Source organism: uncultured Roseobacter sp. (genome assembly GCF_947499265.1).
Taxonomy (GTDB): Bacteria; Pseudomonadota; Alphaproteobacteria; order Rhodobacterales; family Rhodobacteraceae; genus Roseobacter.
Genome location: NZ_CANMNK010000007.1, coordinates 59,682 through 85,774, shown reverse-complemented (window position 1 = coordinate 85,774; position 26,093 = coordinate 59,682). Strand labels below are relative to the sequence as shown.

Annotated in this window: 30 protein-coding genes; 10 read left to right on the top strand and 20 right to left on the bottom strand. The window is 58.8% G+C overall.

From position 1 onward, the window contains the following. Positions 1-68: 68 nt before the first annotated feature. Genes Q1A63_RS18820 through Q1A63_RS18805 form a run of 4 tightly spaced genes read right to left on the bottom strand, consistent with a single transcriptional unit; the run spans position 69 to position 3,041 of the window. A complete protein-coding gene (locus Q1A63_RS18820; RefSeq protein WP_298974492.1) occupies positions 69-1,025 on the bottom strand; it encodes an OmpA family protein in 957 nt (318 codons plus the stop codon). Continuing rightward, a complete protein-coding gene (locus Q1A63_RS18815) occupies positions 1,022-1,594 on the bottom strand; it encodes a peroxidase-related enzyme (protein WP_298974490.1) in 573 nt (190 codons plus the stop codon). The genes Q1A63_RS18820 and Q1A63_RS18815 overlap by 4 nt, the downstream gene beginning before the upstream one ends. A 2-nt stretch (positions 1,595-1,596) precedes the next feature. Beyond that, a complete protein-coding gene (locus Q1A63_RS18810; protein WP_298974487.1) occupies positions 1,597-2,319 on the bottom strand; it encodes a GNAT family N-acetyltransferase in 723 nt (240 codons plus the stop codon). After that, complete coding sequence (locus Q1A63_RS18805; RefSeq protein WP_298974484.1) at positions 2,316-3,041, bottom strand: molybdopterin-binding protein; 726 nt, start codon at positions 3,039-3,041, stop codon at positions 2,316-2,318. Before Q1A63_RS18805 ends, Q1A63_RS18810 begins: the two co-directional genes overlap by 4 nt. A gap of 50 nt (positions 3,042-3,091) precedes the next feature. On the opposite strand from Q1A63_RS18805, the gene sfsA reads away from it, so the two are divergent. Together sfsA and map are read left to right on the top strand one after the other, a co-directional pair. Then, on the top strand, positions 3,092-3,799 hold the full coding sequence (gene sfsA / locus Q1A63_RS18800) for a DNA/RNA nuclease SfsA (RefSeq protein ID WP_298974481.1): 708 nt from the start codon (positions 3,092-3,094) through the stop codon (positions 3,797-3,799). 65 nt (positions 3,800-3,864) lie between these two features. Then, positions 3,865-4,683, top strand: a complete 819-nt coding sequence (map, locus tag Q1A63_RS18795) for a type I methionyl aminopeptidase (protein WP_298974479.1) — start codon at positions 3,865-3,867, stop codon at positions 4,681-4,683. On the opposite strand, the gene Q1A63_RS18790 is transcribed toward map, so the two are convergent. From Q1A63_RS18790 to Q1A63_RS18780, 3 genes are read right to left on the bottom strand one after another with little or no spacing between them, the layout of a single operon-like run. After that, positions 4,680-4,853: a hypothetical protein gene (locus tag Q1A63_RS18790; protein WP_298974476.1), complete on the bottom strand. Its 174-nt coding sequence runs from the start codon at positions 4,851-4,853 to the stop codon at positions 4,680-4,682. The genes map and Q1A63_RS18790 overlap by 4 nt on opposite strands. A 17-nt stretch (positions 4,854-4,870) precedes the next feature. Next, entirely contained in the window at positions 4,871-5,428 is a 558-nt protein-coding gene (gene rsmD / locus Q1A63_RS18785) for a 16S rRNA (guanine(966)-N(2))-methyltransferase RsmD (protein ID WP_299632369.1), read from the bottom strand. Beyond that, complete coding sequence (locus Q1A63_RS18780) at positions 5,425-6,633, bottom strand: FAD/NAD(P)-binding oxidoreductase (protein WP_298974470.1); 1,209 nt, start codon at positions 6,631-6,633, stop codon at positions 5,425-5,427. Before Q1A63_RS18780 ends, rsmD begins: the two co-directional genes overlap by 4 nt. A gap of 97 nt (positions 6,634-6,730) precedes the next feature. Between Q1A63_RS18780 and Q1A63_RS18775 the strand changes: the two genes are divergently transcribed. Then, a complete protein-coding gene (locus Q1A63_RS18775; protein ID WP_298974469.1) occupies positions 6,731-7,219 on the top strand; it encodes a peroxiredoxin in 489 nt (162 codons plus the stop codon). Between the two features lie 52 nt (positions 7,220-7,271). Here Q1A63_RS18775 and Q1A63_RS18770 read toward each other — a convergent pair whose 3' ends face one another. From Q1A63_RS18770 to Q1A63_RS18750, 5 genes are read right to left on the bottom strand one after another with little or no spacing between them, the layout of a single operon-like run. After that, positions 7,272-8,114 (bottom strand): mechanosensitive ion channel domain-containing protein, encoded by an 843-nt coding sequence (locus Q1A63_RS18770; RefSeq protein WP_298974468.1) that lies wholly within the window; start codon positions 8,112-8,114, stop codon positions 7,272-7,274. Between the two features lie 3 nt (positions 8,115-8,117). After that, positions 8,118-8,414 (bottom strand): 4a-hydroxytetrahydrobiopterin dehydratase, encoded by a 297-nt coding sequence (locus tag Q1A63_RS18765; protein WP_298974467.1) that lies wholly within the window; start codon positions 8,412-8,414, stop codon positions 8,118-8,120. Continuing rightward, the gene (locus tag Q1A63_RS18760; protein WP_298974465.1) at positions 8,411-9,598 is read right to left on the bottom strand and encodes a GNAT family N-acetyltransferase; all 1,188 of its coding nucleotides are present in this window, start codon (positions 9,596-9,598) and stop codon (positions 8,411-8,413) included. The genes Q1A63_RS18765 and Q1A63_RS18760 overlap by 4 nt, the downstream gene beginning before the upstream one ends. A 47-nt stretch (positions 9,599-9,645) precedes the next feature. After that, positions 9,646-10,413, bottom strand: coding sequence for a glycerophosphodiester phosphodiesterase family protein (locus Q1A63_RS18755; RefSeq protein ID WP_298974463.1), 768 nt, complete (start codon positions 10,411-10,413; stop codon positions 9,646-9,648). Continuing rightward, entirely contained in the window at positions 10,410-10,868 is a 459-nt protein-coding gene (locus Q1A63_RS18750) for a RidA family protein (protein ID WP_298974462.1), read from the bottom strand. The genes Q1A63_RS18755 and Q1A63_RS18750 overlap by 4 nt, the downstream gene beginning before the upstream one ends. A gap of 450 nt (positions 10,869-11,318) precedes the next feature. On the opposite strand from Q1A63_RS18750, the gene Q1A63_RS18745 reads away from it, so the two are divergent. Together Q1A63_RS18745 and Q1A63_RS18740 are read left to right on the top strand one after the other, a co-directional pair. Beyond that, positions 11,319-12,098 carry a VacJ family lipoprotein gene (locus Q1A63_RS18745; protein WP_298974460.1) on the top strand — a complete coding sequence of 260 codons (780 nt, stop codon included), beginning with the start codon at positions 11,319-11,321 and terminating at the stop codon, positions 12,096-12,098. Beyond that, a complete protein-coding gene (locus Q1A63_RS18740) occupies positions 12,088-12,687 on the top strand; it encodes a phospholipid-binding protein MlaC (RefSeq protein WP_298974459.1) in 600 nt (199 codons plus the stop codon). Before Q1A63_RS18745 ends, Q1A63_RS18740 begins: the two co-directional genes overlap by 11 nt. A 107-nt stretch (positions 12,688-12,794) precedes the next feature. Here Q1A63_RS18740 and Q1A63_RS18735 read toward each other — a convergent pair whose 3' ends face one another. Further along, positions 12,795-14,990: a PBP1A family penicillin-binding protein gene (locus tag Q1A63_RS18735; protein WP_298974458.1), complete on the bottom strand. Its 2,196-nt coding sequence runs from the start codon at positions 14,988-14,990 to the stop codon at positions 12,795-12,797. A gap of 256 nt (positions 14,991-15,246) precedes the next feature. On the opposite strand from Q1A63_RS18735, the gene Q1A63_RS18730 reads away from it, so the two are divergent. Both Q1A63_RS18730 and Q1A63_RS18725 read left to right on the top strand, forming a co-directional pair. Further along, positions 15,247-15,585, top strand: coding sequence for a P-II family nitrogen regulator (locus tag Q1A63_RS18730; protein WP_298974997.1), 339 nt, complete (start codon positions 15,247-15,249; stop codon positions 15,583-15,585). A gap of 27 nt (positions 15,586-15,612) precedes the next feature. After that, complete coding sequence (locus Q1A63_RS18725) at positions 15,613-16,932, top strand: ammonium transporter (RefSeq protein WP_298974456.1); 1,320 nt, start codon at positions 15,613-15,615, stop codon at positions 16,930-16,932. A 136-nt stretch (positions 16,933-17,068) separates the two neighbouring features. On the opposite strand, the gene Q1A63_RS18720 is transcribed toward Q1A63_RS18725, so the two are convergent. From Q1A63_RS18720 to smpB, 3 genes are all read right to left on the bottom strand, one after another. After that, positions 17,069-18,253, bottom strand: a complete 1,185-nt coding sequence (locus Q1A63_RS18720; protein ID WP_298974454.1) for an amino acid aminotransferase — start codon at positions 18,251-18,253, stop codon at positions 17,069-17,071. Then, the gene (gene sseA, locus Q1A63_RS18715; RefSeq protein ID WP_298974453.1) at positions 18,253-19,107 is read right to left on the bottom strand and encodes a 3-mercaptopyruvate sulfurtransferase; all 855 of its coding nucleotides are present in this window, start codon (positions 19,105-19,107) and stop codon (positions 18,253-18,255) included. The genes Q1A63_RS18720 and sseA overlap by 1 nt, the downstream gene beginning before the upstream one ends. A 144-nt stretch (positions 19,108-19,251) precedes the next feature. After that, the gene (gene smpB, locus Q1A63_RS18710) at positions 19,252-19,740 is read right to left on the bottom strand and encodes an SsrA-binding protein SmpB (protein WP_298974452.1); all 489 of its coding nucleotides are present in this window, start codon (positions 19,738-19,740) and stop codon (positions 19,252-19,254) included. Between the two features lie 162 nt (positions 19,741-19,902). Here smpB and Q1A63_RS18705 point away from each other — a divergent pair, with 162 nt between their 5' ends. Next, complete coding sequence (locus Q1A63_RS18705; protein WP_298974451.1) at positions 19,903-20,754, top strand: hypothetical protein; 852 nt, start codon at positions 19,903-19,905, stop codon at positions 20,752-20,754. 8 nt (positions 20,755-20,762) lie between these two features. On the opposite strand, the gene Q1A63_RS18700 is transcribed toward Q1A63_RS18705, so the two are convergent. Next, on the bottom strand, positions 20,763-21,581 hold the full coding sequence (locus Q1A63_RS18700; protein ID WP_298974450.1) for a sulfotransferase family protein: 819 nt from the start codon (positions 21,579-21,581) through the stop codon (positions 20,763-20,765). 143 nt (positions 21,582-21,724) lie between these two features. On the opposite strand from Q1A63_RS18700, the gene Q1A63_RS18695 reads away from it, so the two are divergent. Together Q1A63_RS18695 and Q1A63_RS18690 are read left to right on the top strand one after the other, a co-directional pair. After that, complete coding sequence (locus Q1A63_RS18695; protein WP_298974996.1) at positions 21,725-23,302, top strand: DUF5928 domain-containing protein; 1,578 nt, start codon at positions 21,725-21,727, stop codon at positions 23,300-23,302. A 9-nt stretch (positions 23,303-23,311) separates the two neighbouring features. After that, a complete protein-coding gene (locus tag Q1A63_RS18690) occupies positions 23,312-23,689 on the top strand; it encodes a histidine triad nucleotide-binding protein (RefSeq protein WP_298974449.1) in 378 nt (125 codons plus the stop codon). Here Q1A63_RS18690 and Q1A63_RS18685 read toward each other — a convergent pair. The 3 genes from Q1A63_RS18685 to Q1A63_RS18675 form a co-directional block, all read right to left on the bottom strand. Continuing rightward, positions 23,686-24,336, bottom strand: coding sequence for a DUF1523 family protein (locus Q1A63_RS18685; protein ID WP_298974448.1), 651 nt, complete (start codon positions 24,334-24,336; stop codon positions 23,686-23,688). The genes Q1A63_RS18690 and Q1A63_RS18685 overlap by 4 nt on opposite strands. A gap of 13 nt (positions 24,337-24,349) precedes the next feature. Next, positions 24,350-24,616, bottom strand: a complete 267-nt coding sequence (locus Q1A63_RS18680; protein WP_298974447.1) for a hypothetical protein — start codon at positions 24,614-24,616, stop codon at positions 24,350-24,352. Positions 24,617-24,814: 198 nt separating this feature from the next. Beyond that, on the bottom strand, positions 24,815-26,038 hold the full coding sequence (locus tag Q1A63_RS18675; protein ID WP_298974446.1) for an aminopeptidase P family protein: 1,224 nt from the start codon (positions 26,036-26,038) through the stop codon (positions 24,815-24,817). Positions 26,039-26,093 lie beyond the last annotated feature (55 nt).

The window sequence follows — 26,093 nt, the reverse complement described above, 5'->3', positions numbered from 1 at the left end:
ACACCCCCCTCGGTGACCTACCCCTCGGAACATTCATGTTCCGGGGGTTTTTTCTTTGGCGCTGGGGGTCACTCGACGTTCAGAACAATGGCTTCGACACGGCGGTTTTGCTCTCGCCCTTCGGGCGTCAGATTTGTCGCCACGGGCGCCAGATACCCCATGCCTTCAGCATCCAGCCTGCTTGCGTCGATACCGTACCCATCTATCAACCGGGTCCGGACAGCCCGGGCACGTTCACGCGATAGGGTGATGTTCACCGCCAAACCACCAACCGTGTCCGTATGCCCGACAAGCGCCACGCGCAGATCGGGGCGGCGGGCAAGCGCTTCGGCCAGCTGCGCCAGCGAGGCAAAGGGACCCGCGCCCAACTCCGACGTCCCGGTGGCAAATTCTAGGTCCTGAAGAATGACAAACCCCTGCGCCAGAAAATCCCCGGTTGGGGGTGTGCGGCCTTCGCCTTGACCCGCGCTCCCCGGATCGGCGCGGGGTACAGGCGTTGTCGCAGCGCCATTTTCCGCAAGTGCAGACGCTGCAACCGCATTGATGATCTGCACATAGGCCGACGCCGCCGTGACGCTTGCCAGAACCGTGAGGGCCGCAGATGGGTTGTCGGCAGGGCCTTTGAATGCAGTCAGGTACCGATATGAGGCGATGTTGACATACATATTCGGCCCCGGCAGCACCTCGATGGCGAAGCGAAAGTCAAAGCCACCGCAGGCTGCGCTCTCACATTCGAAATCAATGCGGTAGCCAAGATCTTCGATCTGCTGGCGCAGGGGCGCCATGACCTGCAACGAGGTCAGGCCGCCGGTATCAATACGCCAGGCGGTGCGTGTCACAGAGCCTTCGAGGGTCTGCATCGGCACATGCGCGCCATCAAAAGCGCCCAGCGGGGCGTTAAAACTGTCAAGCTCAGTGGCGCGTTCCACCGTCCTGCTGGCACCTGCGGGCAGGGCCAGATCAGCGGCAAACACGCCCGGCGCGTCGCAAAGCAGTGCGACTGTCAGAAGCGCGCGCAGGGTCATCTGCTCTGCGCGTGGTAGTCTTCGTTCGGGCGCATGGCGGTGGCGCTCGCCACCCGGTTGGTCATATTGAAAAAGCCCGCCACATTGGCGATGTCCCAGATATCCTGATCGGTAAATCCGACCTGGCGCAGGGCATCGCGGTCGTTTTCTTCGATCATCGCACTTGCGGTTGTCATCATCGCGGCGAAATCCAGCATCGCGCGCTGGCGTGCATCCAGCTTGGCCACCCGGTAGTTCATCACCAGCGCCTCGCCCAGCATCGGATCACCAGACATCGCGCGCACCGCGGCACCATGCGCCACGAGGCAGTAAAAACACTTGTTGATCGAGGAGACGACCACCGCGATCATCTCGCGTTCCAGCTTGCTGAGCTCGGAGGGCGCCAGCATCAGATTGTTGTACATGCCCGTGAAAGCATCGAGTTTCTCAATGTCAAAGGCATAGGCGCGCAGGACATTGGGCACCATGCCCAGTTTCTCCTGACAGACATCGAAATACTTCTGCGTCGGGGCGGGGAGCGGATCGACCATGGGCAGGTTCAGGGCCGTCGGGAGTGCGGTATCAGCCATGGTTAGGTTCCTTGCGCGGTTTTGTGTCGGTAATGGTACTGCCCCACGATCTCAAAGCCCAGAGAGGAATAGAGCGCGTTGGCGGCGGTATTCGCCTGTGTGCAGAGCACGGCAATATGGGTTGCCCCCTGTTTTTGGGCCCAGAAGGCCGCCGCCCGCATGACCCATTGTGCCACTCCCTGGCGGCGTTGCTCCGGCAGGATTTCGACCGCATGGACCATGCAGATGGTCTCATGCATCGCAGCAAACGCGGTCCCGGCGGGCTTTTCATTCCAGCGGGCAAGAATACCGGTCTTCGCCCGCGCGCGCGCCATCACCGCCAGACGTTCCGGACCGATGCCGCCCTGCGCCCAGATCTCCTCCATGATCGCCAATGGCTCCCATATGCAGAAGGCCGTGACCCGCGGCACTGGCTTATCCGTCAGTCGGGCAACGGGCGTGCAATAGACGTTGGTGGGGTCAAGGACGTGGTAGCCCTGGGCCGCAAGCCTTTGATCCAGATCTGCATCCTCCGGGCGGATCATGAAAAGCGGGTCCTGCCCGTCTTGCCCCATTTCCGCTTCGGCGGCTGCGATATCTGTTTGCTGGGGCAAGGTCTGCGCGGTCGCCGCCGAGACCCTTTTGCCACCCCCTGCACCATGGCGCAGCACCCAGGGTCCTACGGCGCGCTTTGCGGCGGCGGGCCAGGTTGCGTCGATGGCCGCAAACAGCGTTTCAGGTGTCATTTTGGGAACGACTCAGCAAGGCGTTCGATCGCCAGACGCACTAGCGCCGGATCAGAGCCACGGACCACGACATTCGATCCATATTTGCCGCTTTTTTTCTGAAACGGATAAGATCCCATGCTCAAGGTCGGGTATTCTGCAGCAAGCGCGCCCAGCGTGCCGGCAATATCCCCTTCGCCACGATCAATCCGCAGCGTTTCCGAGATCAGCGGTGCCCCTCCGATCAAGGTCGGCAGCAAGCTTTCGACCATGGCCTGGAACACCGATGGCACACCGGCCATCACATGAACATTCCCAAGCGTGAACCCCGGCGCGGAAGAGACCGGGTTGTCGATCAATACCGCGTCATCGGGAATGCGTGCCATGCGCAAGCGGGCCGCGTTCAACTCTGTCCCGGTGTTCTTGTAATGCGCCTCCAGAATGCTGCGGGCATCGTCGCGCACATCAATGTGTTTGTTGAAAGCCGCAGCGATACAATCGGCAGTGATATCATCATGCGTCGGACCGATGCCGCCGCTGGTGAAGACGTGGTCATAGCTGGAGGACAGCGCCTGAACCGCCGCAACAATCGCATCCGGGTCATCGCTGACAACCCTGACTTCGCGCAGATCAATGCCCGCCTCTGTCAGCTTGCCCGCCAGATGGTACATATTGGCATCGCGCGTCCGACCGGACAGTATTTCGTCGCCGATCACCATCATGGCTGCCGTTGGATTGGGCATCGCTCTGCTCTCCTTGCGTCTCACCTTATGCGAGGTATAGACCTGCGTTTATGCGCTTTCAAACCGATCTTGTGCCAGCAACGCTGACCCGCCGTTACAAACGATTTCTGGCCGACTGCGTGCTGGAGGGATCAGGCGCGGAAATCACCGCTCATTGTGCCAATCCCGGCTCAATGATGGGTCTGGCAGAGCCCGGTATGCGGGTCTGGCTGGAACCCAATGATGATCCGAAAAAGAAGCTGAAGTATGGCTGGCGCTTGGTCGATCATCAGAACGGGCATTTTACCGGTGTGGACACATCGCTGCCGAACCGCGCGCTCAAGGCAGCCCTGCAAGCGCGGGAATTGGCCCCCTTTGCCGCCTATGATATGGTGCGACCAGAAGTGAAATACGGTGAAAGAAGCCGGATCGACTTTCTGCTGCAAGGGGATGGGTTGCCCGACGCCTATGTCGAGGTCAAAAGCGTGACACTCTCGCGGCAAGCGGGACGGGCCGAATTCCCCGATAGTGTCACCGCCCGTGGCGCCAAGCATCTGGGCGAGCTTGCCACCATGGCCCGCATGGGTCACCGGGCCGTGATGCTCTATCTGGTGCAGCGCACGGATTGCACTAGTTTTGCGCTGGCGGAGGATATCGATCCGACCTATGCCACGGCCTACCGGGCTGCGCGAGATGCAGGCGTTGAAACTATTTGCTATGATACCAATATCTCGCCAAAGGGCATTGCCGTGGCAGGCATGTTGGATATTGCGATCTGAAGGCCCTCTGGCCCTTGGATTTGTCGCGCGTTAAAAGCGCAGAATAAAGATGATGGAGCACTTGCGTGGACGAAAACCTTCGGGGCCGTCATACCAAAGACGGCATACGCATTTATGAAAAGGCTGACTTTGCCGGCATGCACACCGCGGGCGCTCTGGCCGCGCGCATTCTCGATGATGTCGCGGCACTTGTCTTTGTCGGCCAGACCACGGGTGCCATCGACAGGGCCATCACCGAAATGGTCGAGGCCGCCGGGGCCACCTCAGCGACCATCGGCTACAAGGGCTACAAGCACGCCAGCTGCATTTCGGTAAACCATGTCGTCTGTCACGGCATTCCTGGTGACAAGACGCTCAAGGACGGCGACATTCTGAACGTCGACGTGACCGTGATTGTCGATGGCTGGTTCGGCGACACCAGCCGCATGTATGTGGCGGGCAAATTGCCCCGCAAGGCTGAACGCCTGATCCAGATCACCCATGACGCGCTGATGCTGGGGATCGAGGCTGTCAAACCCGGTAACACCTTTGGCGACATCGGACACGCGATTCAGTCTTATGTCGAAAGCCATCGCATGTCGGTGGTACGCGATTTCTGTGGGCACGGGCTGGGCCGGGTGTTCCACGCGCCCCCCAATGTGCTGCACTACGGGCGTCCGGGCACGGGGGCGGTTTTGGAAGAGGGCATGTTCTTCACCATCGAGCCCATGGTCAATCTGGGGCGTCCGGAGACCAAGACCCTTTCGGACGACTGGACGGCAGTGACCCGTGACAAATCCCTGTCTGCGCAGTTCGAGCATTCCATCGGGGTGACCGCAACCGGTGCCGACATCTTCACGCTGTCCCCCGGCGGGCTGTTCCACCCGACCTACGCCAAAGATTAGTCTTTCGTTTCAGCCTCGTGGCGCAGAATCTGCAACAGCATGGTCTCGCCTCCCCAAGGCTGGACAGCATCTCCGATGAAGATCGGCGCGGGACGGGGGCGGGGTGGTTTTTCTGCCGCCCGTTCGAGTGAGAAGGTCGGCCAGAAGAAAGAGAGTGCTGATGCGAACATGCGCGACCGATAGCATATCAGATGGCCGATTTCGACAATAAGGTAACATGCGTGTCCCCGTATCTGCGCTGATCCACTGGTGTGAAACCACCGGGCGTCGGCATCGGGTGCGATTCCTCCCAGACCACGAAAGCGTCCTGGGCCAGCCAGCCACCTGCCGCCGCTGCCTCAAGCGCTTTCAACCCCAAATTCTTGCCGTAAGGCGGATCGAGAAACACCAGATCAAAGGGATCCGTGTCACAGGGTGGCAGCCGCGTTGCGTCTCGCTGCATCACCTGCGTCCCTTCAGCTGCGCGCAGCTTGTCGATGTTCTGGCGGATCAGCTTTTGTGCCACGCGGCCATCGTCGACAAAGGTCACATGCGCCGCCCCGCGCGATAACGCCTCAAGCCCCAGCGCGCCGGTCCCCGCAAAAAGGTCCAACACGCGCGCATCGTCGATCACATCATGGTGGGTCAGAACGCTGAAAAGGCTTTCACGCACGCGGTCGGTTGTGGGGCGCAGATGCGCACCCTTGTCGCCCTTACCGACGCTCGCAAGGGCGGTGCCGCGATATCGCCCGGCAATGATCCTCACGCCTGTAAAAGCGGTTTCAGATCAGCACCGGGATCGCCGACAACCGCAGGATCAGCGGTCTTTCCGGCCTCGATCAGGCGTTTTCCGATCATATAGGCGCGCGGGTCATTCATCGCATCCACAGCCAACAGATCGCCATCCCGGTAGTACCAGAAGGAAGCGGTCCGCCCCGCGCCAATACGGCTGACGACATCCGTATACCCGGTGTTCAGCCCTGCAATCTGCAGCTTCACGTCATATTGATCGGACCAGAACCAGGGCCTGGCGATATACTCTTTTTCAGCGCCCATGATGTTCTCGGCGACCACTTCGGCCTGATCAATCGCATTGGGCACGCTTTCCAGCCGAATGCGCCCGCCGCGATAGGGGAAGGACGCGCAATCGCCCGCAGCCCAGATATGGGGATCAGATGTACGTCCCTGTGCATCAACCTTGATCCCGTTGTCGATGGCCAGCCCCGCCGCCTCGGCCAAGGCGGCTGCCGGCGCAATTCCAACGCCCGCAATGACAAAATCAACGCTCAATTCGGTCCCGTCACTCAAAACGGCCCCGGTCACCGTTTCCTCGCCGATCAACCGGTCGAGGCCTGTGCCTTCGAGGATGTTCACGCCATGGGAGTGGTGCAGGTCTCTAAAATAATCGCTGGTCTGCGGGGCCGCGACACGTTGCAGGATGCGCTCTGCCATCTCGACCAGGGTAACCTCAAGCCCCAGTTTGGCAGCGACGGAGGCCGCCTCCAAACCGATGTAACCGCCGCCCACGATCAAAACGCGCTTGCCCGCCTGGAAATGCGGCGCCATCGCATCGACATCCGCCAGATCACGCACCACAAACACCCCGTTCAGATCGCCGCCGATACTACTGGGTAAACGGCGCGGCACAGAGCCCGTTGTCAGCACCAGATCATCATAGTGCAAGGCCTCGGACCCAAGCGTGACCGTCCGGCGCGCCGGATCGATTGCCGTCACCTCCGCATCCATGCGCAACGTGATGTCGCTCTCCGAATAGAAGGTTTCCGGGCGCAAAAAGAGCCGCTCCAAGGCCATGTCGCCCATCAGATAAGCCTTGGACAGAGGCGGACGCTGATAGGGTGGCACCGGTTCCGCGCCGATCAGTGTGATCGCATCTTTGCAGCCGCTGTTGCGTAGTTTCGCGACGCAGGAAGACCCCGCCTGCCCGGCTCCGATCACGACGATGTGGCGCATGGGGCCCCCTTTTGTTAACCATTTCTTCTGGTGCTGCCCAAGGCCGCAGCCTATATCCACTGCAACGACAAACGCAATTGCAAGAAAGGCGTATCACATGACGATTTCTCAAGGCGACCAGCTACCCGACGCAACACTGGTGGAAATGGGCGCAGACGGACCATCGCCTGTCTCGATGGCCGACAAAACCAAAGGCCGCAAAGTTGTGATCTTCGCCGTGCCGGGGGCCTATACGCCGACCTGCCATTCGGCGCATGTGCCAAGCTTTGTGCGGACCAAAGACCAGTTTGACGCGAAAGGTGTGGATGAGATCATCTGCGTCTCCGTTAACGACCCCTTCGTTTTGAAAGCTTGGGGTGAGGTCACCGGTGCAACAGCCGCGGGCATCACCATGCTGGGCGACACGGAAAGCGCGTTTACCAAATCGATTGGCATGGAATTTGACGCCCCGCCCGCAGGGTTGCTGTCACGCTCCAAACGCTACGCGATGCTGGTGGAAGACGGCAAAGTGACCCTCTTTCAGCCCGAGGAAAGCCCCGGCATGTGCGAAGTCTCCGCCGGGGAAGCTTTGCTCGACAACATGTGAGACACCAAAGGGCCCGGAGCAGATGCTGCGGGCCTTTTTTGATGTAGCAAGCCTACGAGGCCTGAACGATGGTCGTGGTGGGGAAGGGAATGTCGATCTGCCCCTTGTCCAGCGCCTCCTTGACGGCGCGCTTCATATCCGCCTGATAGGCGAAGTATTCCGACGCATCGACCCAGACGCGCACCAGAAAATCCACCGAGCTTGCGCCCAGATTATTGACCTGAATGAACGGCGCCGGATCGGATTTGGAGCGCGGATCCGCCATGATCGTGTCCAGAATGATCCGCTCCGCATCCGCCAGATTGACCCCATATCCGACCCCGAAAGACCACTCCGCACGGCGCGTCGGGTTGCTAGAATAATTCGTGATCACATTGCCCCAGACCTGCGCATTCGGGATAATAACCTGCACGTTGCTGACATCCGCCAGCTCGGTGAAGTTCAAAGTGATGGCTTTGACGGTTCCCATGGTCCCACCAACATCGACGAAATCGCCAAGTTTGATGGGCCGGAACAGGATCAACATCACGCCCGCCGCGATGTTGGACAGCGTCCCCTGCAGGGCCAGGCCGATCGCAAGACCCGCCGCACCGATGATCGCCACCACGGAGGTCGTCTGCACGCCGAAAGTGTTGAGAACAAAAAGAAAGGTGAACCCGAGCACCAGATACCGGACAATCGACGACAGAAAGTCGAAGAGCATGTCATCAAGATGCGCGTATTTGAACCCCAGCGCCCGAACGCGGCGCTGCAGCCACGCCGAGATAGTCCACCCAACAAAGAGGATTGCGATGGCCGCCAGCACCGACCCCGCCGTGCTGAGCAGGAAGTCCAAAGTAAGCAGATCCGACACGGTTTTCCCCTGCCAGATTTCAGTCGCTAACAACTCATCCATCGTTTACTCCGCCAGACTGTCCATTTTGCGCGCAAGCTTTGCGTCGAGCGCGCTAATGCCATCGACGTCGTGGGTGGTCAACACCACCTGCACAGTCTTGTAAACGTTGTGCCATTCAGGATGGTGATCCCATTTCTCAGCCCAGATGGCGACGCGGGTCATCCACCCGAAGGCATCCACGAAGTTTTTGAAAACAAAAGTTTTCTGGATCGCGTCGCGCCCGTCCACCATTTCCCACCCCGCGGCAAAGAGGGGTTCCAGCAGCGGGCCTCTGGTTTCTTCGCTCAGTTTTTCTGTCATTCCTGTTCCTCAACATCTGCCCGTCTGAACGGGCCAAATTCGGTCAACACATTTATCTCCTCATCTACAGCGTCACGCTCCGCCTTGAGATAACTGTCTATAGCATTGGCGAAACTGGGGTCATTCACCCAATGCAAAGACCACGTCGGGTTCGGCAAATAGCCGCGTGCCAGCTTGTGTTCGCCCTGTGCGCCGGCTTCGACGCGGTCGAGCCCCATTTCGATTGCGATGTCGATGGCGCGATAATAACAAAGCTCAAAATGCAGACATGGATGATGCTCGGTGCATCCCCAATACCTGCCGTATAACGCCTGAGCACCGATAAAGTTCAGCGCGCCCGCCACCCAGCGGTCGTTCCGCTCCGCCAGAACCAGCGCGATGTCATCTCGCAAAGTTTCCTGCGCGATGTCGAAAAACCGCCGGGTCAGATAGGGTGTTCCCCATTTGCGCGCGCCGGTATCTTGATAAAACCGCCAGAAAGCATCCCAATGCTCCGGCTGCAGCGCATCCCCGGTAATCGTGTGGATCTCACCACCAAAGTTTTGCGCCTGCCGCCGTTCTTTTCTGATGTTCTTGCGCTTGCGCGAACTCAGGGACGCAAGGAAATCATCGAATTGAGCGTAGCTATCGTTCTGCCAGTGAAACTGCTGCGTTTTGCGCAGCATCAGCCCGATGGCTGCGCCGCGTTGTGCTTCCTCTTCGGTGCAAAAGGTCAGGTGCAAGGACGAAATGTTGTTGTTATCCGCCAGTTGCACCGCGCCCTGGATCAGTGCAGCGGTGCCTGCATCCTCGAACCCCGGCCTGACGAGCAGCCGCCTGCCCGTCGCCGGTGTGTGTGGCACCGCGATCTGCAGTTTCGGATAGTATCGCCCACCCGCGCGCTCGTAGGCATGCGCCCAGTTGTGATCAAAGATGTACTCACCCTGACTGTGGGATTTGACGTACATCGGCGCCACGCCAATCAACTGCCCCGACACATAGGCCGTGAGGTACTGCGGCTGCCAGCCCGTGCCCGTGCCGACGGATCCGCTTTCTTCCAGCGCGCTCAGAAACCGGTAGGTGGTGAAGGGATCATTGGGCCGCGCGCCATCTGTGGCCTCGGGACAGGCGCAGGCATCCCAATCCTGCGCGTCGATTGCGCGCAGCGACGGAATGATCCGGATTTCGAATTCCTGTTCCTGCATCAACTTTACCCTTGCCCCTGCCTAAGGTGTGGCCCCGACGTCCCGGATCAAGCGGGAAGCGCCGCGAGGTACTGCTCAAAGGTAATATTCTGCGCAACCTTGCGCGCCTGTGCTTCATCTTCCGACGATCTCACTGTCCAGCACAGCACCGCGGCACCCTGCGCTTTCAATTCCGCCACGCGCGGGCGGTCGAGATCATGGATGCTATGACTGATGAAGCTGCACTCCGCCCTCTCATAGTCTGGAATTTCGCGCAGATGCGAGCGTGTCTCAGCAGGCAGTGACCAATTCTTTTCCTCATAGGCTTCGGTCACAAGACCGCGTGGGGTCTCCGGGCATAGCGCGGCCATCCGGATCACAGAATGCGGGTTAAACGACATGACACCTACCGGCCCTGAATACCCTTCCAATGCGCTGGCAACAGCCGCCTCCAACGGACCAACATCCGGCCCCATTGCGCCATCCTGATCCTTAATCTCGATCAGTATGGGCACCTGTCCGGCCACCAGTGACAGGATTTCCGGCAGATCGGGGATGCCCTCCTCACCGCCGCGTAAAGCTGTCTGCGCCAAAGTCGCCGAGGTTTGCGCCCTTACGGGACCTGATGCCTCGGCCAGCCGGTCCAGCACGTAGTCGTGAAAGACCATGGCCTGCGCATCAGAGCTTTGCTGCACGTCGATCTCGATCCCATAGCCTGCGGCAATCGCCGCACGGATGGCCGCCCGGCTGTTTTCCGGTCGACCGTCTGACACATCATGCAAGGCACGATGTGCCAGCGGCGTGGTCAGAAAGGGCTCTGGCAGGGCGACCATCATTTGATTTCAAAGATGCCTTCGATCTCAACCGCAACACCCAAGGGCAGAGCCGCTGCCGATACGGCAGAGCGCGCATGGCGACCTGCATCGCCCAGGGCCTCGACCAGGAAATCTGACGCGCCGTTGATCACCTTGGGCTGATCGGTGAAATCAGCCGTCGAATTGACGAAGCCCGTCAGCTTGACCACCCGGAGCAGACCATCGATGTCACCCCCGCAAGCCGCTTTGACCTGTGCCAGCAGGCTGATCGCACAGAGGCGCGCAGCCGCAGCCCCGGCGTCGACGTCCATATCCGCGCCCAGCTTGCCCGTCACCAGCCCATCGGGGCCATTTGAGATCTGCCCTGAAACATAAAGGGTGCTGCCGGATTTCACGAAAGGTACGTAGTTGGCTGCAGGGGCAGGCGCATCGGGCAGAGACACACCAAGGTCGGCGAGGCGGGAAGCAAAACTCATAGCAGGGTCCTTTTGAGTAAGATCAAAGCGATATTCTGCCGAGTAATGACGCATTCCGGTCAAGGGTGCAATTTGAGCTTCTGCACACTTCACCAATCTGCGCAAATGCCAAACCACCTTGGCTATGCCGAACCGCAATTATGTTATGCGTGACTGCAGGTGTCGTCGACCCAACCGATTAAATTATTGTAAATAAAATATAATTTCGCGCTCTTACAACGCGAAAGTGGTCGAGATTAGTCAAGAGCGGCAGGTTCCACCTACCCGTCGCTCACATTTCCGCTTACAAGTCTCACCTTGTGGCCGTTGCTGTGGACGTTATACGCACAATCAAGTTAGAGTTGCGCTGTCGCGCATCTGCCACATCATACGATTACCCACCTGTTGCCCCCTAGGCATCCTCACAAAAAGAATTACCTACCTCTCCACAGTTTTTGCAGGATCATCCCAGTGTCTCTTTCCTTAAAAATCAAGGCTTTCGCGCGACCCTCTGTTCTTCTGGTTGCTGCGCTGACGTTGAGCGCCTGTGCCACATCGCAGGACGTGGCCACCCGTTCCAATGGAATCAACGATCCCTATGAGACGCAGAACCGCAAAGTCCACGCGTTCAACAAGGGTCTGGACAAAAACCTGGTCCGCCCAGTGGCACAGGGCTACGGCGTTGTGCCCGTTGAGATGCGGAATACTGTCAACAATTTCTCTGAAAACCTTGGCATGCCGGGCGTTGCGATCAACAGCCTGTTGCAGGGTGACCTGCGCGGCACCGGTATTGCCACCTTGCGTTTCGTGATGAACACGACCATCGGGATCGGTGGCTTCTTTGATGCGGCGGATGAGCTCAAGATCCCCGCCCATGACACTGATTTTGGGGAAACCCTGTCAGTTTGGGGCGTTGGCGAAGGCGCTTACATCGAATTGCCGGTCTTTGGACCCTCCACTCAGCGTGACACGGTTGGTCTGGTGGTCGATTTCTTCACTAACCCGCTGACCTACAACACACTCGACGGCGATGCCGAGCTGATCCCGCCCACCGCCAAGGGTGGCGCCGTCCTGAACGACCGGGAACGGTTCAGCGACACCATCGATTCGGTGCTTTACGAGAGTACCGACAGCTATTCACAGTCTCGTTTGATCTACCTTCAGAACCGCCGTTTCGAATTGGGCCAGGAGGCCCGCGAAGACGTCGACCCATTTGCAGCAGACCCATATGAGGACCCCTATGCTGAGTAATCTCAACCGCAGAGATTTTTTCCTGAGTACCGCCGCTTTCGCTCTACTGACGGCGCAGCCCGCGCTTGCTTTGACCGAAACAGATGCCCGTAAACTCGTGGACGAGGTTGTCGCAGACATTGACCGGGTCATCAGTTCCGGTCAGTCCGACAGCGCCGTCCTGCGCGAGTTCGAAAAGCTCTTCGTGCGCTACGCGGACGTCAACATCATGGCGCAATACGCACTGGGGGCGGATGGCCGCTCCGCGTCTGCGTCGCAAAAGCGTGCGTTCAATGATGCCTTTACCGGCTATATCGCCCGGAAGTACGGCAAGCAGTTCCGTGATTTCATCGGCGGCCGTGTCGAGGTGCAATCCGCGCGTCAGATCAAGGCTGGCTATGAAATCAACACGCTGGCCTATCTGCGCGGCGACGGACCTTTTGAGGTCTCCTTCCATGTCTCCGACAAATCCGGCAGAAACAAGTTTTTCAACATCTTCATCGAAGGCGTCAACTTGCTCCTGACAGAACGGAGCGAGATCGGCTCGATGCTCGACCGCCGGGGCGGCGACATCAACGCGATGATCGCGGACCTTAAGAAAGCGGGCTAAGGCACCTCCCGAACAACTCGGGTCCCCCAAGGCTGCTTGAAATCAAGATTTCAACGCCTTTCTCGGGACCCGATGTTTAAGGTGTTCCGAGAAGGGCTGAACCCGATCTAGCGATCGCCGCCATTGGCATTTGGCGGCGTATTTCCGGACCCGCCGCCACCGCCCAGAATATCGCGCAATAGACCTTCCAGAACTCCGACCGCACCGCCGCCCTGTTGGCCCCCAGACGGTTCGCGGACCTCCCCTGATTGTGAGGGCAACATCAGGGGCAAAGGCTTGAGCGGCACACCTTCATGCACGCGCATCATGGTCTCACGCCAGATGTCGGCAGGCAGACCCGCGCCTGTGACGCCGGTCAAGGGAGTGTTGTCGTCATATCCCATCCAGACCCCGGCCACGTAGTCCGCAGAGAACCCGACAAACCAGGCGTCGCGTGCGGCCTGCGTCGTGCCGGTTTTCCCCGCCAGCTGACGCCCGCCGAACTGCGCGCGCTTGCCGGTGCCTTCTGAGACCACCCTCTCCATCATGTAGATGAGCTGCCGCGCCGCCGGTTCCTGCACCACCCGCTCACCAATGCCGCCGCCGGTCCCCATCAACGGCTCATCGTCGCCCAAAAGCCGAAGCTCGACGAGACCGTAAGGGACAACCGACGATCCACCGTTCAGAATGCCCGCATAGGCCCCGGTCATTTCGATCAGCGTGCTTTCGGACGCGCCCAGCGCCAGTGCCGGCCCCGCGGCAAGATCGCTCTGCAGGCCGAATTCGCTGGCAACCTGCCGCACGAGATCTCGGCCCACGAATTCAGAAACCTTGACCGCTGGAATGTTCAGGCTGTCCTGCAAGGCCTGGGTCAAGGACACCTTGCCATAAAACCTGTTGGTGTAGTTGCGCGGCGACCAGGGGCCCGACCCGGGGATATTAATGGTCAGCGGTTCGTCTACAACCGTGTCATTCGGGGAATACCCCAGATCAAGGGCTGCCGCATAAACGAACGGCTTGAAAGCTGAGCCGGTCTGGCGTTTCGCCTGAACCGCGCGGTTAAATGCCCCCGCGACCTTGGTCTTGCGCCCGCCCACCATCGCGCGCACCGCGCCGTCGGCAGACATCACAACGATGGCGGCCTGTGCTTTGCTGCCGTCGCGGATCTTGTTCTCGAACACCCATTGCATGGCCTCATCCGCGGCGCGCTGAATGCGTTGATCCAGGGTGGTTCTGATGATCACATCTTCGGTGGTCTTCCGGGTGAAGAATTCCGGCCCTGATGACATCACCCAATCGGCAAAATACCCGCCCGCCCGCGCTTCGGCCGCCTGTGACAACTGCGCAGGTTTGCTTTGAGCATCGCGGGCTTCAGCGTCCGACAGATAACCTTGTTCATTCATCAGGCGAACAATCGTTGCCGCCCGCCCCTGCGACCGCGTGAGGTCATTCGTCGGGGCGAAGCGTGTAGGGGCCACCAGAAGCCCCGCAAGCATCGCAGCCTCAGCCGGGTTCACATTTGCGGCTGACTTACCGAAATATCGCTGGCTCGCCGCTTCGAACCCACGCGCGCCCGCGCCCAGAAAGGCACGGTTCATGTAGATCGTCAGGATGTCGTCCTTGGAGTATTTCGCCTCCATCGCCAGCGCGTAGATGGCCTCGGACGCCTTGCGTTTGATCGTACCGCGACGACACTCCGCCTCGTATTCCGCTTCGGACTGAACCGTCGGATCGAACGGCACTCCGAGGCACAGGAGCTTGGCCACCTGCTGCGTAATCGTGGACCCGCCGTGCCCGGATAGGGGACCGCGCCCCTCGCTGAGGTTGATGCGCACGGCACTTGCAATGCCCCGCGGGCTGAGGCCGAAGTGACGGTAGAACCGCTTGTCTTCGGTCGCAACAATCGCGTTGCGCAGATGTGGCGAGACCGTATCTGCGGTTACAACGCCACCGAACTGATCACCGCGCCAGGCAAAAACCTGCCCGGCATCGTCCAGCATGGTCACGGATCCGCGCGCACGCGCATCCAATAGCTCGGTCACGTCTGGCAGCGTGGTATAGTAGTATCCAACCATCAGCCCCAGCATCAGGCAAACGACCGCGCCGATCCGCCAGGTCACACGCCAGATCAGACGCAAGATCCAGCGGATGATGCGTTGAAAGAAGCCGATGATACCGCCGCGCTTCTTCGCTGGCGTGCGACGCCGCGCGGTCTTGCGCGGTTTTGCTTTCGGCTTGGCTTTGGGTTTGCGCGCCTTTTTCGGTTGCGCACCGTAGCGCTTATCCGCGACCAGTGGCCGCCTGCCTTTACGTGAATCACTCATGAAGAACCTGCCCGGCCCAGTGTTGTTTTGTGCAGCTTACCCCGGCTGGACGGAATTGTTGAGGTGGTGGCAGTACGAAAGATCATTATTTGTTTGATTAATTATTAAGCGATTTTTTCGAAACGCCTAATAATTGATCAACTCACTTCGGTTTCTCCCGAGAACTACCCCCCGAAACTTTCATGTTCACGACCCGATGACGTTTTCTTCAGGCGCAACCATTGCAGAGAACTCTGCCAAGTTAAGGGGACACGAGGTGAAACTCATCATTGCAACAATCAAGCCGTTCAAGCTGGAGGAGGTGCGTGAAGCACTGACCGAAGCCGGAGTGCGCGGCATGATGGTAACCGAAATCAAAGGTTTTGGCTCACAGTCAGGTCACACCGAAATCTATCGCGGCGCTGAATACGCGGTGAATTTCGTGCCGAAGGTCAAAATCGAGATCGTCGTGGCGGCAAGCGCCGTTGATCAGGTGGTCGAAACGATCACCAAGACCGCGCACACAGGAAAAATCGGCGACGGCAAGATTTTCGTTCTGAGTGTCGATCAGGCCGTTCGCGTCCGTACCGGCGAAACCAACGAAGACGCGCTGTGAAGCCGCTGTAGCTTAGGGATAAGACTTATGAAAAACCTCAAAACATTCGCCATCGCAGCGGCGCTCACCGCGCTGCCGACGCTGGCTCTCGCACAGGACGCGGCACCGGGCTTCGATGAAATCGGCCCGTATATCATGACAACGCTCCTGTTCCTCGTGGCTGGCTTCCTGGTCTTCTTCATGGCCGCAGGCTTCGCGATGCTCGAAGCGGGCCTCGTGCGGTCCAAGAACGTGACCATGCAGCTGACCAAGAACATCGCGCTCTATTCGTTTGCCGCGATAATGTATTGGCTCATCGGTTTCAACCTGATGTACCCTGGCGACGGCTGGATCATTGCCGGTTGGGTGGGCCCATTCTTCTCCACAACAACGCTTGACCCAGTCGGTGTTGCGGCTGCGGATGCAGCACTGGATTATGCCTCCATCGGGTCGGACTTCTTCTTCCAGCTGGTCTTTGTCGCCGCCACAGCATCGATTGTGTCAGGTGCACTGGCCGAGCGGATCAAGCTCTGGCCATTCCTGGTCTTCGTGATCATCCTCACAGGCGTCATGTATCCGATCTCCGGCTCCTGGCAGTGGGGTGGCGGCTGGCTGTCCGAAGCAGGCTTCTCCGACTTCGCCGGTTCCACCGTCGTGCACTCGGTTGGCGGTTGGGCCGCTCTGGCCGGTGCCATCGTGCTTGGTCCGCGTCTGGGCAAGTACAAGGACGGCCGCGTGAACCCGATGCCCGGCTCCAACCTGGCGCTGGCGACCCTGGGGACGTTCATCCTGTGGCTCGGCTGGTTCGGTTTCAACGGTGGCTCGCAGCTTGCGATGGGCACTGTCGGTGATGTGTCCGACGTCTCGCGCATCTTCGCCAACACCAATATGGCGGCGGCTGCCGGTGCTGTAACAGCTCTGATCCTGACGCAGGTCATGTACAAGAAAGTCGATCTGACCATGGTGCTCAACGGCGCGCTTGCGGGCCTCGTCTCCATCACCGCCGAACCCCTGGCGCCCACGCTCTTCGGCGCGCTCTGGATTGGCGCCATTGGTGGCGTGATCGTGGTCTTCGCAGTCCCGATGCTGGACAAGTTCAAGATCGACGATGTGGTTGGCGCAATCCCCGTTCACCTTCTGGCGGGCATCTGGGGCACCATCGCCGTCATCTTCTACGGCGACGCCAGCCTCGGTACGCAATTGATGGGGATCATTGGCTACGGTGTCTTCACCTTCGTGGCCAGCCTCATCGTCTGGTCCATCCTGAAGGCCACCATGGGTATTCGCGTCAGCGAAGAGGCTGAGATAAACGGACTCGACACCAGCGAACTAGGTATGGAAGCCTATCCGGACTTCTCCAAGGGATAAGCCCTTTCAGAACAAACTAAAAAGCCCGGGCCTTCGCGCCCGGGCTTTCTTTTGCAAACAGCCATGCGGCCCCACATTCTTTTGGCACTAAGTATCCCCGCCGGAGGCCAATACCTCTTACCCTCCGCGCCGAACATCAGACACCCGCGTCGATGATCGCCTTGGCCAGAATCGGCACGGTTTCGGCGTTCAGCCCCGCAATGTTCATGCGACTGTCCGCCACCATGTAAATGCCGTTTTTCTCCCGCATCTCCTCGACCTTTTGCGGGGTCGTACCCAGTCGGGAAAACATCCCCCGGTGCTGCGCAATAAAACCAAACCGGTCAGATCCGGACAGGCGCTGCAACTCATTGGCCAATTGGGTCCGCAAGCCCAGCATGCTGCTGCGCACCTCTTCAACCTCAGCCATCCAGTCTTTGCGCAGCGCCTCATCGTTCAGAATCATCGTCACCAACCGCGCCCCATGATCCGGCGGGAAAGAAAAATTCTGCCGGTTCAGAAACGCCAGCGTGTCCTGATGCAGCTTGCGGGCCTCCGCATTCTGGCTCACCGCCATCAACAGGCCGGTCCTTTCGCGGTAAATGCCGAAGTTCTTCGAGCAGCTGGCGGCAATCAGGCACTCCGGCACCGACGCGGCAACCAGACGCGTTGCCGCTGCATCTTCCTCCAGACCATCTCCGAACCCCTGATACGCAATATCGATCATCGGCACGGCACCGGTGTCGTTCAACACCTCCACAACCGCCTGCCATTCCGTCATGTTCAGGTTTGCACCCGTCGGGTTATGACAACAGCCGTGCAGCAGCACGACATCGCCCGCCTTGGCCTGCCGCAGGTCTTCCATCATGCCATCGAAATCGACACCGCGGCTTTCATCGTCAAAGTACCGGTACCGCACCACCTCGATGCCAAGATACCCCAGAATCGAAATGTGGTTTGGCCAGGTTGGGTCGGATACGAAAACCCGCGCCTCAGGTCGCGCCATTTGGATCAGTTCAAAGGCCTGCCGCACGGCACCTGTGCCGCCCGGCGTTGCGACCGCTGCGATGGTGTCGCGCGCCACGGCGTCGGACAAGACAAGCTTAATCATCGCGTCCGAAAACGCAGGATCGCCCGCCAGTCCGGTGTAGACCTTGGTGTTTTCCTGTTCCCAAAGCTGTTGCTCTGCGGTTTTGATCGCACGCATCACGGGTGTCAGGCCCGTTGCATCCTTGTAGACCCCTACGCCCAGATCAATCTTGGTCTGGCGCGGGTCGTCCTTGTACATCTGCATCAGGGCAAGAATGCCATCGGCAGGTCGTTTTTCCAGGGTTTCAAACATCAAGCGTCTCCGGTTGCGACAGGTACCGTGGGAAACATGCCCCATTCGGCCCAGGATCCATCATAAAGCGACCAATGCGCATGGCCCAGACGTTCCAGCGCCAGTGCCAGAATGGCCGCGGTCACGCCGGACCCACAGGAAGTGATGATGGGCATCGTCAAATCAACACCAGCGGCGTCAAAGATCGCGCGGCAGGCCTCGGGGTCTTTCATCGTCTTGTCAGCGTTCAGCAGGTCCGCATAGGGCACGTTGCGCGACCCCGGGATGTGACCGGCGCGCAGCCCATCACGCGGCTCCGGCGCTTCTCCACGAAACCGCAGGGCGGCGCGGGCGTCAACGATCACATGATCGCCAAGCTTGGACGCAGAGGAGACCTGCGTGACATCGCGCACCAACTGGTTCTGCATCCGCACGGTCATGTGACGGTCGCGGATGATCGGTGGCATGTCCTCCACCGGATGCCCCTCCGCTTGCCATTTGGGAAATCCACCGTCCAGCACGGCCACGTTTTCCTGCCCCATCAGACGGAAAAGCCACCAGACGCGGGCGGCCGACAGCAGCCCGGCCCCATCGTAGACCACAACCTGATGCCCATCTCCCACGCCCATCGCGCGCAGACGCGACATGAATTTCTCAACGGGCGGCGCCATATGCGGCAGATCGGAGCGGTGATCCGAAATCTCGTCAATGTCGAAAAACCGGGTGCCCGGAATGTGCCCCGCATCGTATTCGGCGCGCGCATCGCGGCCCGCTTCGGGCAGATACCAGGAGGCATCCAAAATCCGCAAATCGGGATCTTTCAGGTGTTGGGCCAACCATGCGGTGGACACCAGTGTTTTTGGATCATCAGCCATGCGAGTCTCCCGGCGGTGCAAATCAAACTCTGGGTACCGCCCACGGGCTTTGGTATCAAGTCCACTTGCGCAGCGATGGCCAGCAGCCCGCATGACAAGACGCCCGTTTCCGGCGGATCTGAGCAGCGCCAGAGCGGGTTTTTCCTAGCCGTGATCCTTCATCAGCCGCGACTTCTGACGCGACCAGTCCCGCTTGGCCGCCGTCTCCCGTTTGTCGTGCAGCTTTTTACCTTTGGCGACGCCGATTTTGATCTTCGCCATGCCCCGGTGATTGAAGTAAAGCACCAGCGGCACCAATGTCATGCCTTTGCGTTGAGTCGCATTCCAGAAGTCCGACAGCTGCTTGCGCGAGACCAGTAATTTGCGGCGGCGCCGTTCATCGTGCTGGAAGGTTTTCGCTTGCTTGTAGGGGGCGATGTAGCTGTTGACCAACCACAGTTCCCCCTCCTCGACCGCAGCATAGCTCTCCGCGATATTCGCCCCGCCCATCCGCAGCGACTTCACTTCTGATCCTTCCAGAATGATCCCGCATTCGATGTCTTCCTCGATCGCATAGTCAAAGCGCGCACGCCGGTTTTCGGCCACGACTTTGTAGTTGGGATCGGACTTTGATGCAGATTTTACCTGGGCCATACTTGGTGATGTAATCCCAGACGCGTGAAGGCGCAAGTTGGCCCGGTCTCAACAGCAAAGGACAGCACCCAAAACGTGTTTTCTGATCGTGACACTCTCCCATTAGGCGTTCACAATAAAATGTTGTATGACGATCTAACGACAATTGACCGGGAGCTCCCGATGTTTAATCCGACGGCAACGCTGGCGTCTTCTTTCGGCGAACATCTGTCGGAGACGTTTCTCCAGTATTTCTCGGGTCGCGACCCCGAATATGCCGCCTACATCAATGGCTGCGCCAAGATGGTCCTCGAACGTCTCGCAAATTCTGACGCGCTCTATCACAACGCGGAACACACCATTATGGTCACACTGGTCGGCCAACAGATCATGCGCGGCAGACTGGTGACCGAGGCCATCCAGCCGCGTGACTGGCTGCACTATATCATCTCTCTGCTGGTCCATGACATCGGGTACCTGCGCGACATTTGCGAAGGTGATAAAGGATCGACGGTTGTGATCGACGCTGAGGGAAATACAATCACACCGCCGCGCGGTGGCTCGGATGCCTTCCTTGCGCCCTACCATGTCGACCGGGGTATGATGTACGCGCGCAAGCGATTTTCAGAATCGGTTCTGATTGACGAAGAACGAATAGCAACGGCCGTGGACTACACGCGATTTCCGGTCCCCGACGACCCCTATTATCACTCCACCTCGAGCGAACCTGCGCTGGTGCGTGCCGCCGATCTGATTGGGCAGATGGCCGATCCGTTTTATCACCGCAAAATCGGTGCGCTGTTCCTGGAATTTCAGGAAACCGGCATGGCCGAGCAGTTGGGCTATGAAAGCGCGGTGGACCTGATGGAGAAATTCCCCGATTTTTTCTGGTCACAGGTGCAGCCGCTCATCGGGCCGGCACTGGGGCACCTGGAACAGACGATGGAGGGCAAGCAATGGGTGGCACAGCTCTACAATCACATCTTCCAGGTCGATCACCGCACCAGTGTGTTGGGGCCGTTCAGCGGTTCCTGAGGCTGTGATCAGTCGCCCAGCTTGGCGTGCACTTCGTCGAGGTCGATCTCGCTGAGGGGCAGCTTGTTGCCCGGATTTTCAAAGTCATATTTGAATAGTTCGAAATCGCGTTTGTAAATCTCATAGACCAGATGCATCGACAGATCGTCGAAATAATCCTCGACCGCATGGATACGTTTGGGGCCGTGCCCTTCGCTCTCATTGAACCTCGGCACCTTGTCCAGCGTGATCGGGAAAGGTGTCTCAATGGCTTTTAGAACATCCTGCATCCCGTCATTGAACTGCTCCGTCCAGACTATTTTGTCATAGGTCCCGCCATTCACGATAAAGGTGCTGACATGACCGGACATGGCGGACCAGTGGATATCCGGGTCCATGGGTTTGCGGAACTTTATGGTGTCCCGCGCGAACAGCAAAAACCGCCTGAACGAAGCGATCTGATCAAACGCGCCCTCACCGTCGTCGCCCCCCACGTCGATCCCGTATTTTTGTGCCAGCTGGGGCACCAGATTGCCGCGATACCGCTTGCCGTTGCGTTGAATCCCGCAAATCTTGTCAAAGAAGGAGCTTAGAATCCGCGTGTAAGGATTGCGCACGCAGGTGAAAGCATAGGATTTGTGCTGTTGCACATTGTCGGTGATCGGTGCCTGGCTGTCCTCCAGCGCCCATTTGTGCAGCCCCTCTTTTGCATCGTGAATGTCGCCCTCAAAGAACTCTCCGTGGTCGGAATAATACATGATCTGACCAATGGTGGAGCAGGCACATTTGGGCACCACACGGTACACCATGCTTTGACTTGTGGTCATCCAGGTTCCGGGAAAACCCATCTGTCGTACTCCTGCTCGACCGGCGCGTTTGGGAACGCAGCACGTGTTGGTTGCGAAAAAAGCAAAAAAATACAGTTTATTCAATGCGCCTTCATGCTTATCAAAGTATAGAGTGGCAGAAAAAAGAGCAGACCAGTTTCATCGTGGCAAAGATCGCCTTTATCCTTTTGTGCCATAAAGATCCCGATGCCATCATCCGGCAAGCGGAGCGCTTGACCGCGGCAGGCGACTACATGGCGGTCCATTTTGATGCGCGCGCCAACCCCGATCACTACGACAAAATCCGCAAGGCCTTGAATGGGAACGCAAATGTAACCTTCGTCAAACGCCGCGTGAAATGCGGCTGGGGCGAGTGGTCCCTGGTTCAGGCCACTCTGAACGCGGTGCAGGCGGCGGTCGAGGCCTATCCGCGCGCGACGCATTTCTACATGCTGTCGGGCGATTGCATGGCCATCAAGACCGCCGAATATACGCATCAGTTTCTTGGTGAAAACGATGCGGATTTCATTGAAAACTTCGATTATTTCGAAAGTGACTGGATCAAGACCGGTATGAAGGAGGAGCGGTTGATCTACCGCCACTTCTTTAACGAGCGCAAAAACAAGCCGCTTTTCTACGCCTCGATGGAGCTGCAACGCCGGTTGAAACTGCAGCGCACCCTGCCCGACGACATCCAGATCAGGATCGGCAGCCAATGGTGGTGCCTGCGCCGAGAAACCGTGGAAAAGGTGCTGGCTTTCATCAAAGAACGCCGCGACGTGATGCGATTTTTTTCGACCACCTGGATCCCGGACGAGACCTTCTTTCAGACCATCGTGCCCCATCTTGTGCCTGAACCGGAGATCCGCAGCCGCACCCTGACCTTCCTGATGTTCACGGATTATGGGATGCCGGTGACGTTCTATAACGATCACTACGACATGCTGATCAGTCAGGACTACCTTTTTGCCCGCAAGATCAGCCCCGAAGCACGGGATCTCAAACGTCGCCTTGGACTGCTCTATGCGGCATCGGGCGTGCATTTCCAGATTTCGGGAGAAGGTCCCAGTCTGTTCAAGTTCCTGACGGGTCGGGGCCGGATCGGTCGCCGCTTTGCTTCGCGGTTCTGGGAAACGGAATCGACCCTTGGCCGCGAACGCGAATTGCTGGTTGTGGTCTGCAAGAAATGGCACGTGGCCAAACGCGTGTTGGAGCGGATCAGACAGACGACAAATGTGCCTGCGGTCGAATATCTCTTTAACGAAGAAGACACGCCCCTGCCCGACCTTGGCGGCATCCAGACCTCGCTGGAAAAACGCACGCGCCACCGGCGCGCCTTGATGCGGATGCTGTTTGATTTCTACGAGACGGACCGCATGATCGTCTGCATGGATCCCGGCAACATCGAGCTGCTGCAGGATTTCGCCGCCGACAGATCCGTGACCCGACTGCTCGAGATCGAGTGTAGTTTCACCGATGATTATCTGATCGGGCACGCCATGCGTGTCGGGCTGGCAGGCGAGCAGACCTCGTCTGAGACGCTCGAACGCCTGCTGCCGACCATTCGCAACGACATGATCTTCGAAAGCGACCGCATTCGCGATGCGGATTTCAAAAACTACAGCCGCATTCGTGAATCCGGTGACATGGATGACAATGCGCAGGCGCTGGCCGAATTCCTGTCAATCTCGCCCGATGCCGCGCGCGAGATTGCAGGCAACCCGCATCTGTTTGCCGATTGAGGAGCCTATATGAGCTACGCCTACGATGATCAGAACATCTTCGCCAAGATCCTGCGCGGCGAAATTCCGAATACGACTGTGCTGGAAACGGACCACAGCCTTGCCTTCCGCGATCTTTATCCGCAGGCGCCCACACATGTGCTGGTGATCCCCAAAGGACCCTATATCAGTTACGACCACTTTGCCGCTGAGGCATCGGAGGCGGAGATTGTCGATTACACCCGCGCCATCGGCGAGGTGTGCCGCATGGAAGGCGTCACCCTCGCCGCCGGCGATGGGTTTCGTATGATCTCAAATGCCGGGGCGGACGGCGTGCAGGAAGTGCCGCATCTGCACGTGCACATTCTGGGCGGGCGTGCGTTGGGGCGGATGCTGGCAAAAGCCTAGTATCCGCGGCGCTTGGCGGCCCACCACCGGCGGAACCGGCTGCGTTTTTCGGCCATGTTGTCCTCGGCGGCTTCCCAGCTGTCCTGAATTTCTTCCAGTTTCGGGTCGATCCGCGCCTCGCGGAAACGCCGCCAGCGTACCCAAATGCCATAGAAAATTGCGCCGAAAAACAACAGGATCAGCGTGTTCAACCAGGGCAAAGGCTTGCTGGCCTCCGGCCCCTCCACCGGCCAGACCGAAATGGCATTGGGGAAAATCGAGAAAAACTCCAACCGCCATCCATAGTGACGAATGGCAATGTACTGCGGGTCGGCGGCTGTTGATTTCGCATCTGCCGCTTCGGCCTGCAGGTTGGAAGTGTCGAACTTGAAATAGGGCGGCCAGCCCCAGCCCGTGTCTTCGTTGCGATAGACCATCACCCGATTGTCGGCCCGGCGGGTCTGGATAAAGAACACATCACGGCTGGTAGCGTTTGGATTTGACCCTGCATCAGCCTGCGCCCAGAACAGGCGGTTTTCACCGGGATCAATCCGTTTTTCATAGGTGTCTGTCACACGTACAATATCGACCTGAGGCAGCGTGTAATGGAACACCGCCACGATCAGCGTCCAGATGACAGCGATGAAACCCCATTTAACGTAAAACATGACAGGCCCTTTCTCAGGCGAAATTCGTAAAATAGATCAGCAGGCCAACCGCAATGGTCGGAATGACGTAGACCCCGAGGATCAGCTTACGCCGCAGCGAGCTGTCATAGTCTTGCAATCCAGCGCGCACAAAGCTCTCGCGGTTGCCCGGACCCCGCGCCGCGTCCCACTCTGCTTCGAGTTTACCGCGTCTGACCGCGCGTGAATAGAAGGAGAGACAGACATAGATGATCGTCAAAACGACGAAGCCAATGACCAGCAATCGTGCCAGTGCGAACATGCCCATCTCCCGGTTTATGCGCCTGTGCTATTAGATAGGGTATGTGAACGCAATTTACATGCCCCGCCTGCGCAAGTTTCTCATGGTCTTTCGCAAATGTAGCACCCGTTGGAAAGGTCCAATCAGGTCTGTGGTCGGCCGTGCCCTGCCCGAAACCGGTCCGGTTGGCTGGGCCGCCACAACCTATGCCGCTGCCCGTCAGCCCACGACGTTAAACCCAGGCCCATAGGGGTAGCCGGTGATGTTCTCGTGGCCCTCTTCGGTGATCACCAGAATGTCATGCTCCCGGTAGCCACCCGCGCCCGGTTGATCCGCCGCAATTGTCAGCATCGGTTCCATTGAGATCACCATACCCGGCTCCAGAACCGTGTCGATGTCCTCGCGCAGTTCCAACCCGGCCTCCCGCCCGTAGTAGTGGCTCAGCACGCCAAAGGAATGCCCGTAGCCAAAGGTGCGATAGCGCAGCAGGTCGCGCTCGGCGAAGAAATCATTGATCTTATGGGTGACATCAGCACAGGACACACCCGGTTTCAGCAGGCTCATGCCGTATTCATGCGCCGCGACATTCGCTTCCCAGATCTTCAGGCTCGCCGCATCCACCTCCCCGACAAACAGCGTGCGTTCGAGCGCCGTGTAATATCCCGAAATCATCGGAAAGGCGTTGAGAGAGAGAATATCGCCCCGTTCCAGCACCCGCCCCGTAACCGGGTTATGCGCGCCATCGGTATTCAGGCCCGACTGGAACCAGACCCAGGTATCGCGGTATTCCGCATTCGGAAACCGCTTTGCGATCTCCAGCTCCATTGCGTCACGTCCGGCCATGGCCACTTCGATCTCTCGCACGCCCGGTTTGATCACCTCCCGGATCGCATAGCCGCCAACATCCGCTACCTGCGCACCATGGCGGATCAGCGCGATCTCGGCGTCGGATTTATGCATCCGCTGGCGCATCGTGGTCTCATAGAGGTCCACCATCGTGAGCGGGTTCAGGAAATCCTCCAGCTTGTCGCGCTGCATCAGCGTCAGGTGGTCGCCCTCATAGCCGATGATCGCATTCTTGCCGGTCACCGAGGCCACAGCGCGCCAGAAATTGTCGCGCTGCCAGTCGGTATAGGTGATGTTATCGGCAAAGCTGCGCCGCCACGGCTGGCCTGCATCGATGCCCGCGCTGATGGTGACTGCATCCCTATCCGTCACAACCAGACCGTAGGGCCGCCCGAAGGCGCAGTAGAGGAAGCCGGAATAATAGGCGATATTATGCATCGACGTGAAGACAGCCGCAGAGGCGCCGGCAGCCTCCATCCGTTCCCGCAGCTCGGTCAGGCGCGCCTCATATTCAGCCGCTGCAAAAGGCAAAGGCGATTTTTCACCATTGTGATAGCGGTAGATTTCCGGGCGATCAGAGTGTTTCTGGGTGGTCATGTCAGACCCTCCTTATGCAGAAAGGTCCCGGCGTTCAGGACAAATCATGGCCATC

Coding starts and splice junctions, on each gene's coding strand:
- Q1A63_RS18755 (WP_298974463.1), bottom strand. CDS start 10,413: ATGATGGTCGCCCTGCCAGAGCCCTTTCTGACCACGCCGCTGGCACAT.
- smpB (WP_298974452.1), bottom strand. CDS start 19,740: ATGGCCCAGGTAAAATCTGCATCAAAGTCCGATCCCAACTACAAAGTC.
- Q1A63_RS18750 (WP_298974462.1), bottom strand. CDS start 10,868: ATGAGTTTTGCTTCCCGCCTCGCCGACCTTGGTGTGTCTCTGCCCGAT.
- Q1A63_RS18685 (WP_298974448.1), bottom strand. CDS start 24,336: ATGTTTTACGTTAAATGGGGTTTCATCGCTGTCATCTGGACGCTGATC.
- Q1A63_RS18790 (WP_298974476.1), bottom strand. CDS start 4,853: ATGTTCGCATCAGCACTCTCTTTCTTCTGGCCGACCTTCTCACTCGAA.
- Q1A63_RS18775 (WP_298974469.1), top strand. CDS start 6,731: ATGACGATTTCTCAAGGCGACCAGCTACCCGACGCAACACTGGTGGAA.
- Q1A63_RS18720 (WP_298974454.1), bottom strand. CDS start 18,253: ATGTTTGAAACCCTGGAAAAACGACCTGCCGATGGCATTCTTGCCCTG.
- Q1A63_RS18805 (WP_298974484.1), bottom strand. CDS start 3,041: ATGCCCAATCCAACGGCAGCCATGATGGTGATCGGCGACGAAATACTG.
- Q1A63_RS18680 (WP_298974447.1), bottom strand. CDS start 24,616: ATGTTCGCACTGGCACGATTGCTGGTCATTGGCTTCGTCGTTTTGACG.
- Q1A63_RS18820 (WP_298974492.1), bottom strand. CDS start 1,025: ATGACCCTGCGCGCGCTTCTGACAGTCGCACTGCTTTGCGACGCGCCG.
- Q1A63_RS18810 (WP_298974487.1), bottom strand. CDS start 2,319: ATGACACCTGAAACGCTGTTTGCGGCCATCGACGCAACCTGGCCCGCC.
- Q1A63_RS18675 (WP_298974446.1), bottom strand. CDS start 26,038: ATGACCACCCAGAAACACTCTGATCGCCCGGAAATCTACCGCTATCAC.
- Q1A63_RS18700 (WP_298974450.1), bottom strand. CDS start 21,581: ATGGGTTTTCCCGGAACCTGGATGACCACAAGTCAAAGCATGGTGTAC.
- Q1A63_RS18690 (WP_298974449.1), top strand. CDS start 23,312: ATGAGCTACGCCTACGATGATCAGAACATCTTCGCCAAGATCCTGCGC.
- Q1A63_RS18760 (WP_298974465.1), bottom strand. CDS start 9,598: ATGCAGGAACAGGAATTCGAAATCCGGATCATTCCGTCGCTGCGCGCA.
- sfsA (WP_298974481.1), top strand. CDS start 3,092: ATGCGCTTTCAAACCGATCTTGTGCCAGCAACGCTGACCCGCCGTTAC.
- Q1A63_RS18770 (WP_298974468.1), bottom strand. CDS start 8,114: ATGGATGAGTTGTTAGCGACTGAAATCTGGCAGGGGAAAACCGTGTCG.
- Q1A63_RS18740 (WP_298974459.1), top strand. CDS start 12,088: ATGCTGAGTAATCTCAACCGCAGAGATTTTTTCCTGAGTACCGCCGCT.
- Q1A63_RS18705 (WP_298974451.1), top strand. CDS start 19,903: ATGTTTAATCCGACGGCAACGCTGGCGTCTTCTTTCGGCGAACATCTG.
- Q1A63_RS18815 (WP_298974490.1), bottom strand. CDS start 1,594: ATGGCTGATACCGCACTCCCGACGGCCCTGAACCTGCCCATGGTCGAT.
- Q1A63_RS18735 (WP_298974458.1), bottom strand. CDS start 14,990: ATGAGTGATTCACGTAAAGGCAGGCGGCCACTGGTCGCGGATAAGCGC.
- Q1A63_RS18765 (WP_298974467.1), bottom strand. CDS start 8,414: ATGACAGAAAAACTGAGCGAAGAAACCAGAGGCCCGCTGCTGGAACCC.
- sseA (WP_298974453.1), bottom strand. CDS start 19,107: ATGGCTGATGATCCAAAAACACTGGTGTCCACCGCATGGTTGGCCCAA.
- Q1A63_RS18780 (WP_298974470.1), bottom strand. CDS start 6,633: ATGCGCCACATCGTCGTGATCGGAGCCGGGCAGGCGGGGTCTTCCTGC.
- Q1A63_RS18725 (WP_298974456.1), top strand. CDS start 15,613: ATGAAAAACCTCAAAACATTCGCCATCGCAGCGGCGCTCACCGCGCTG.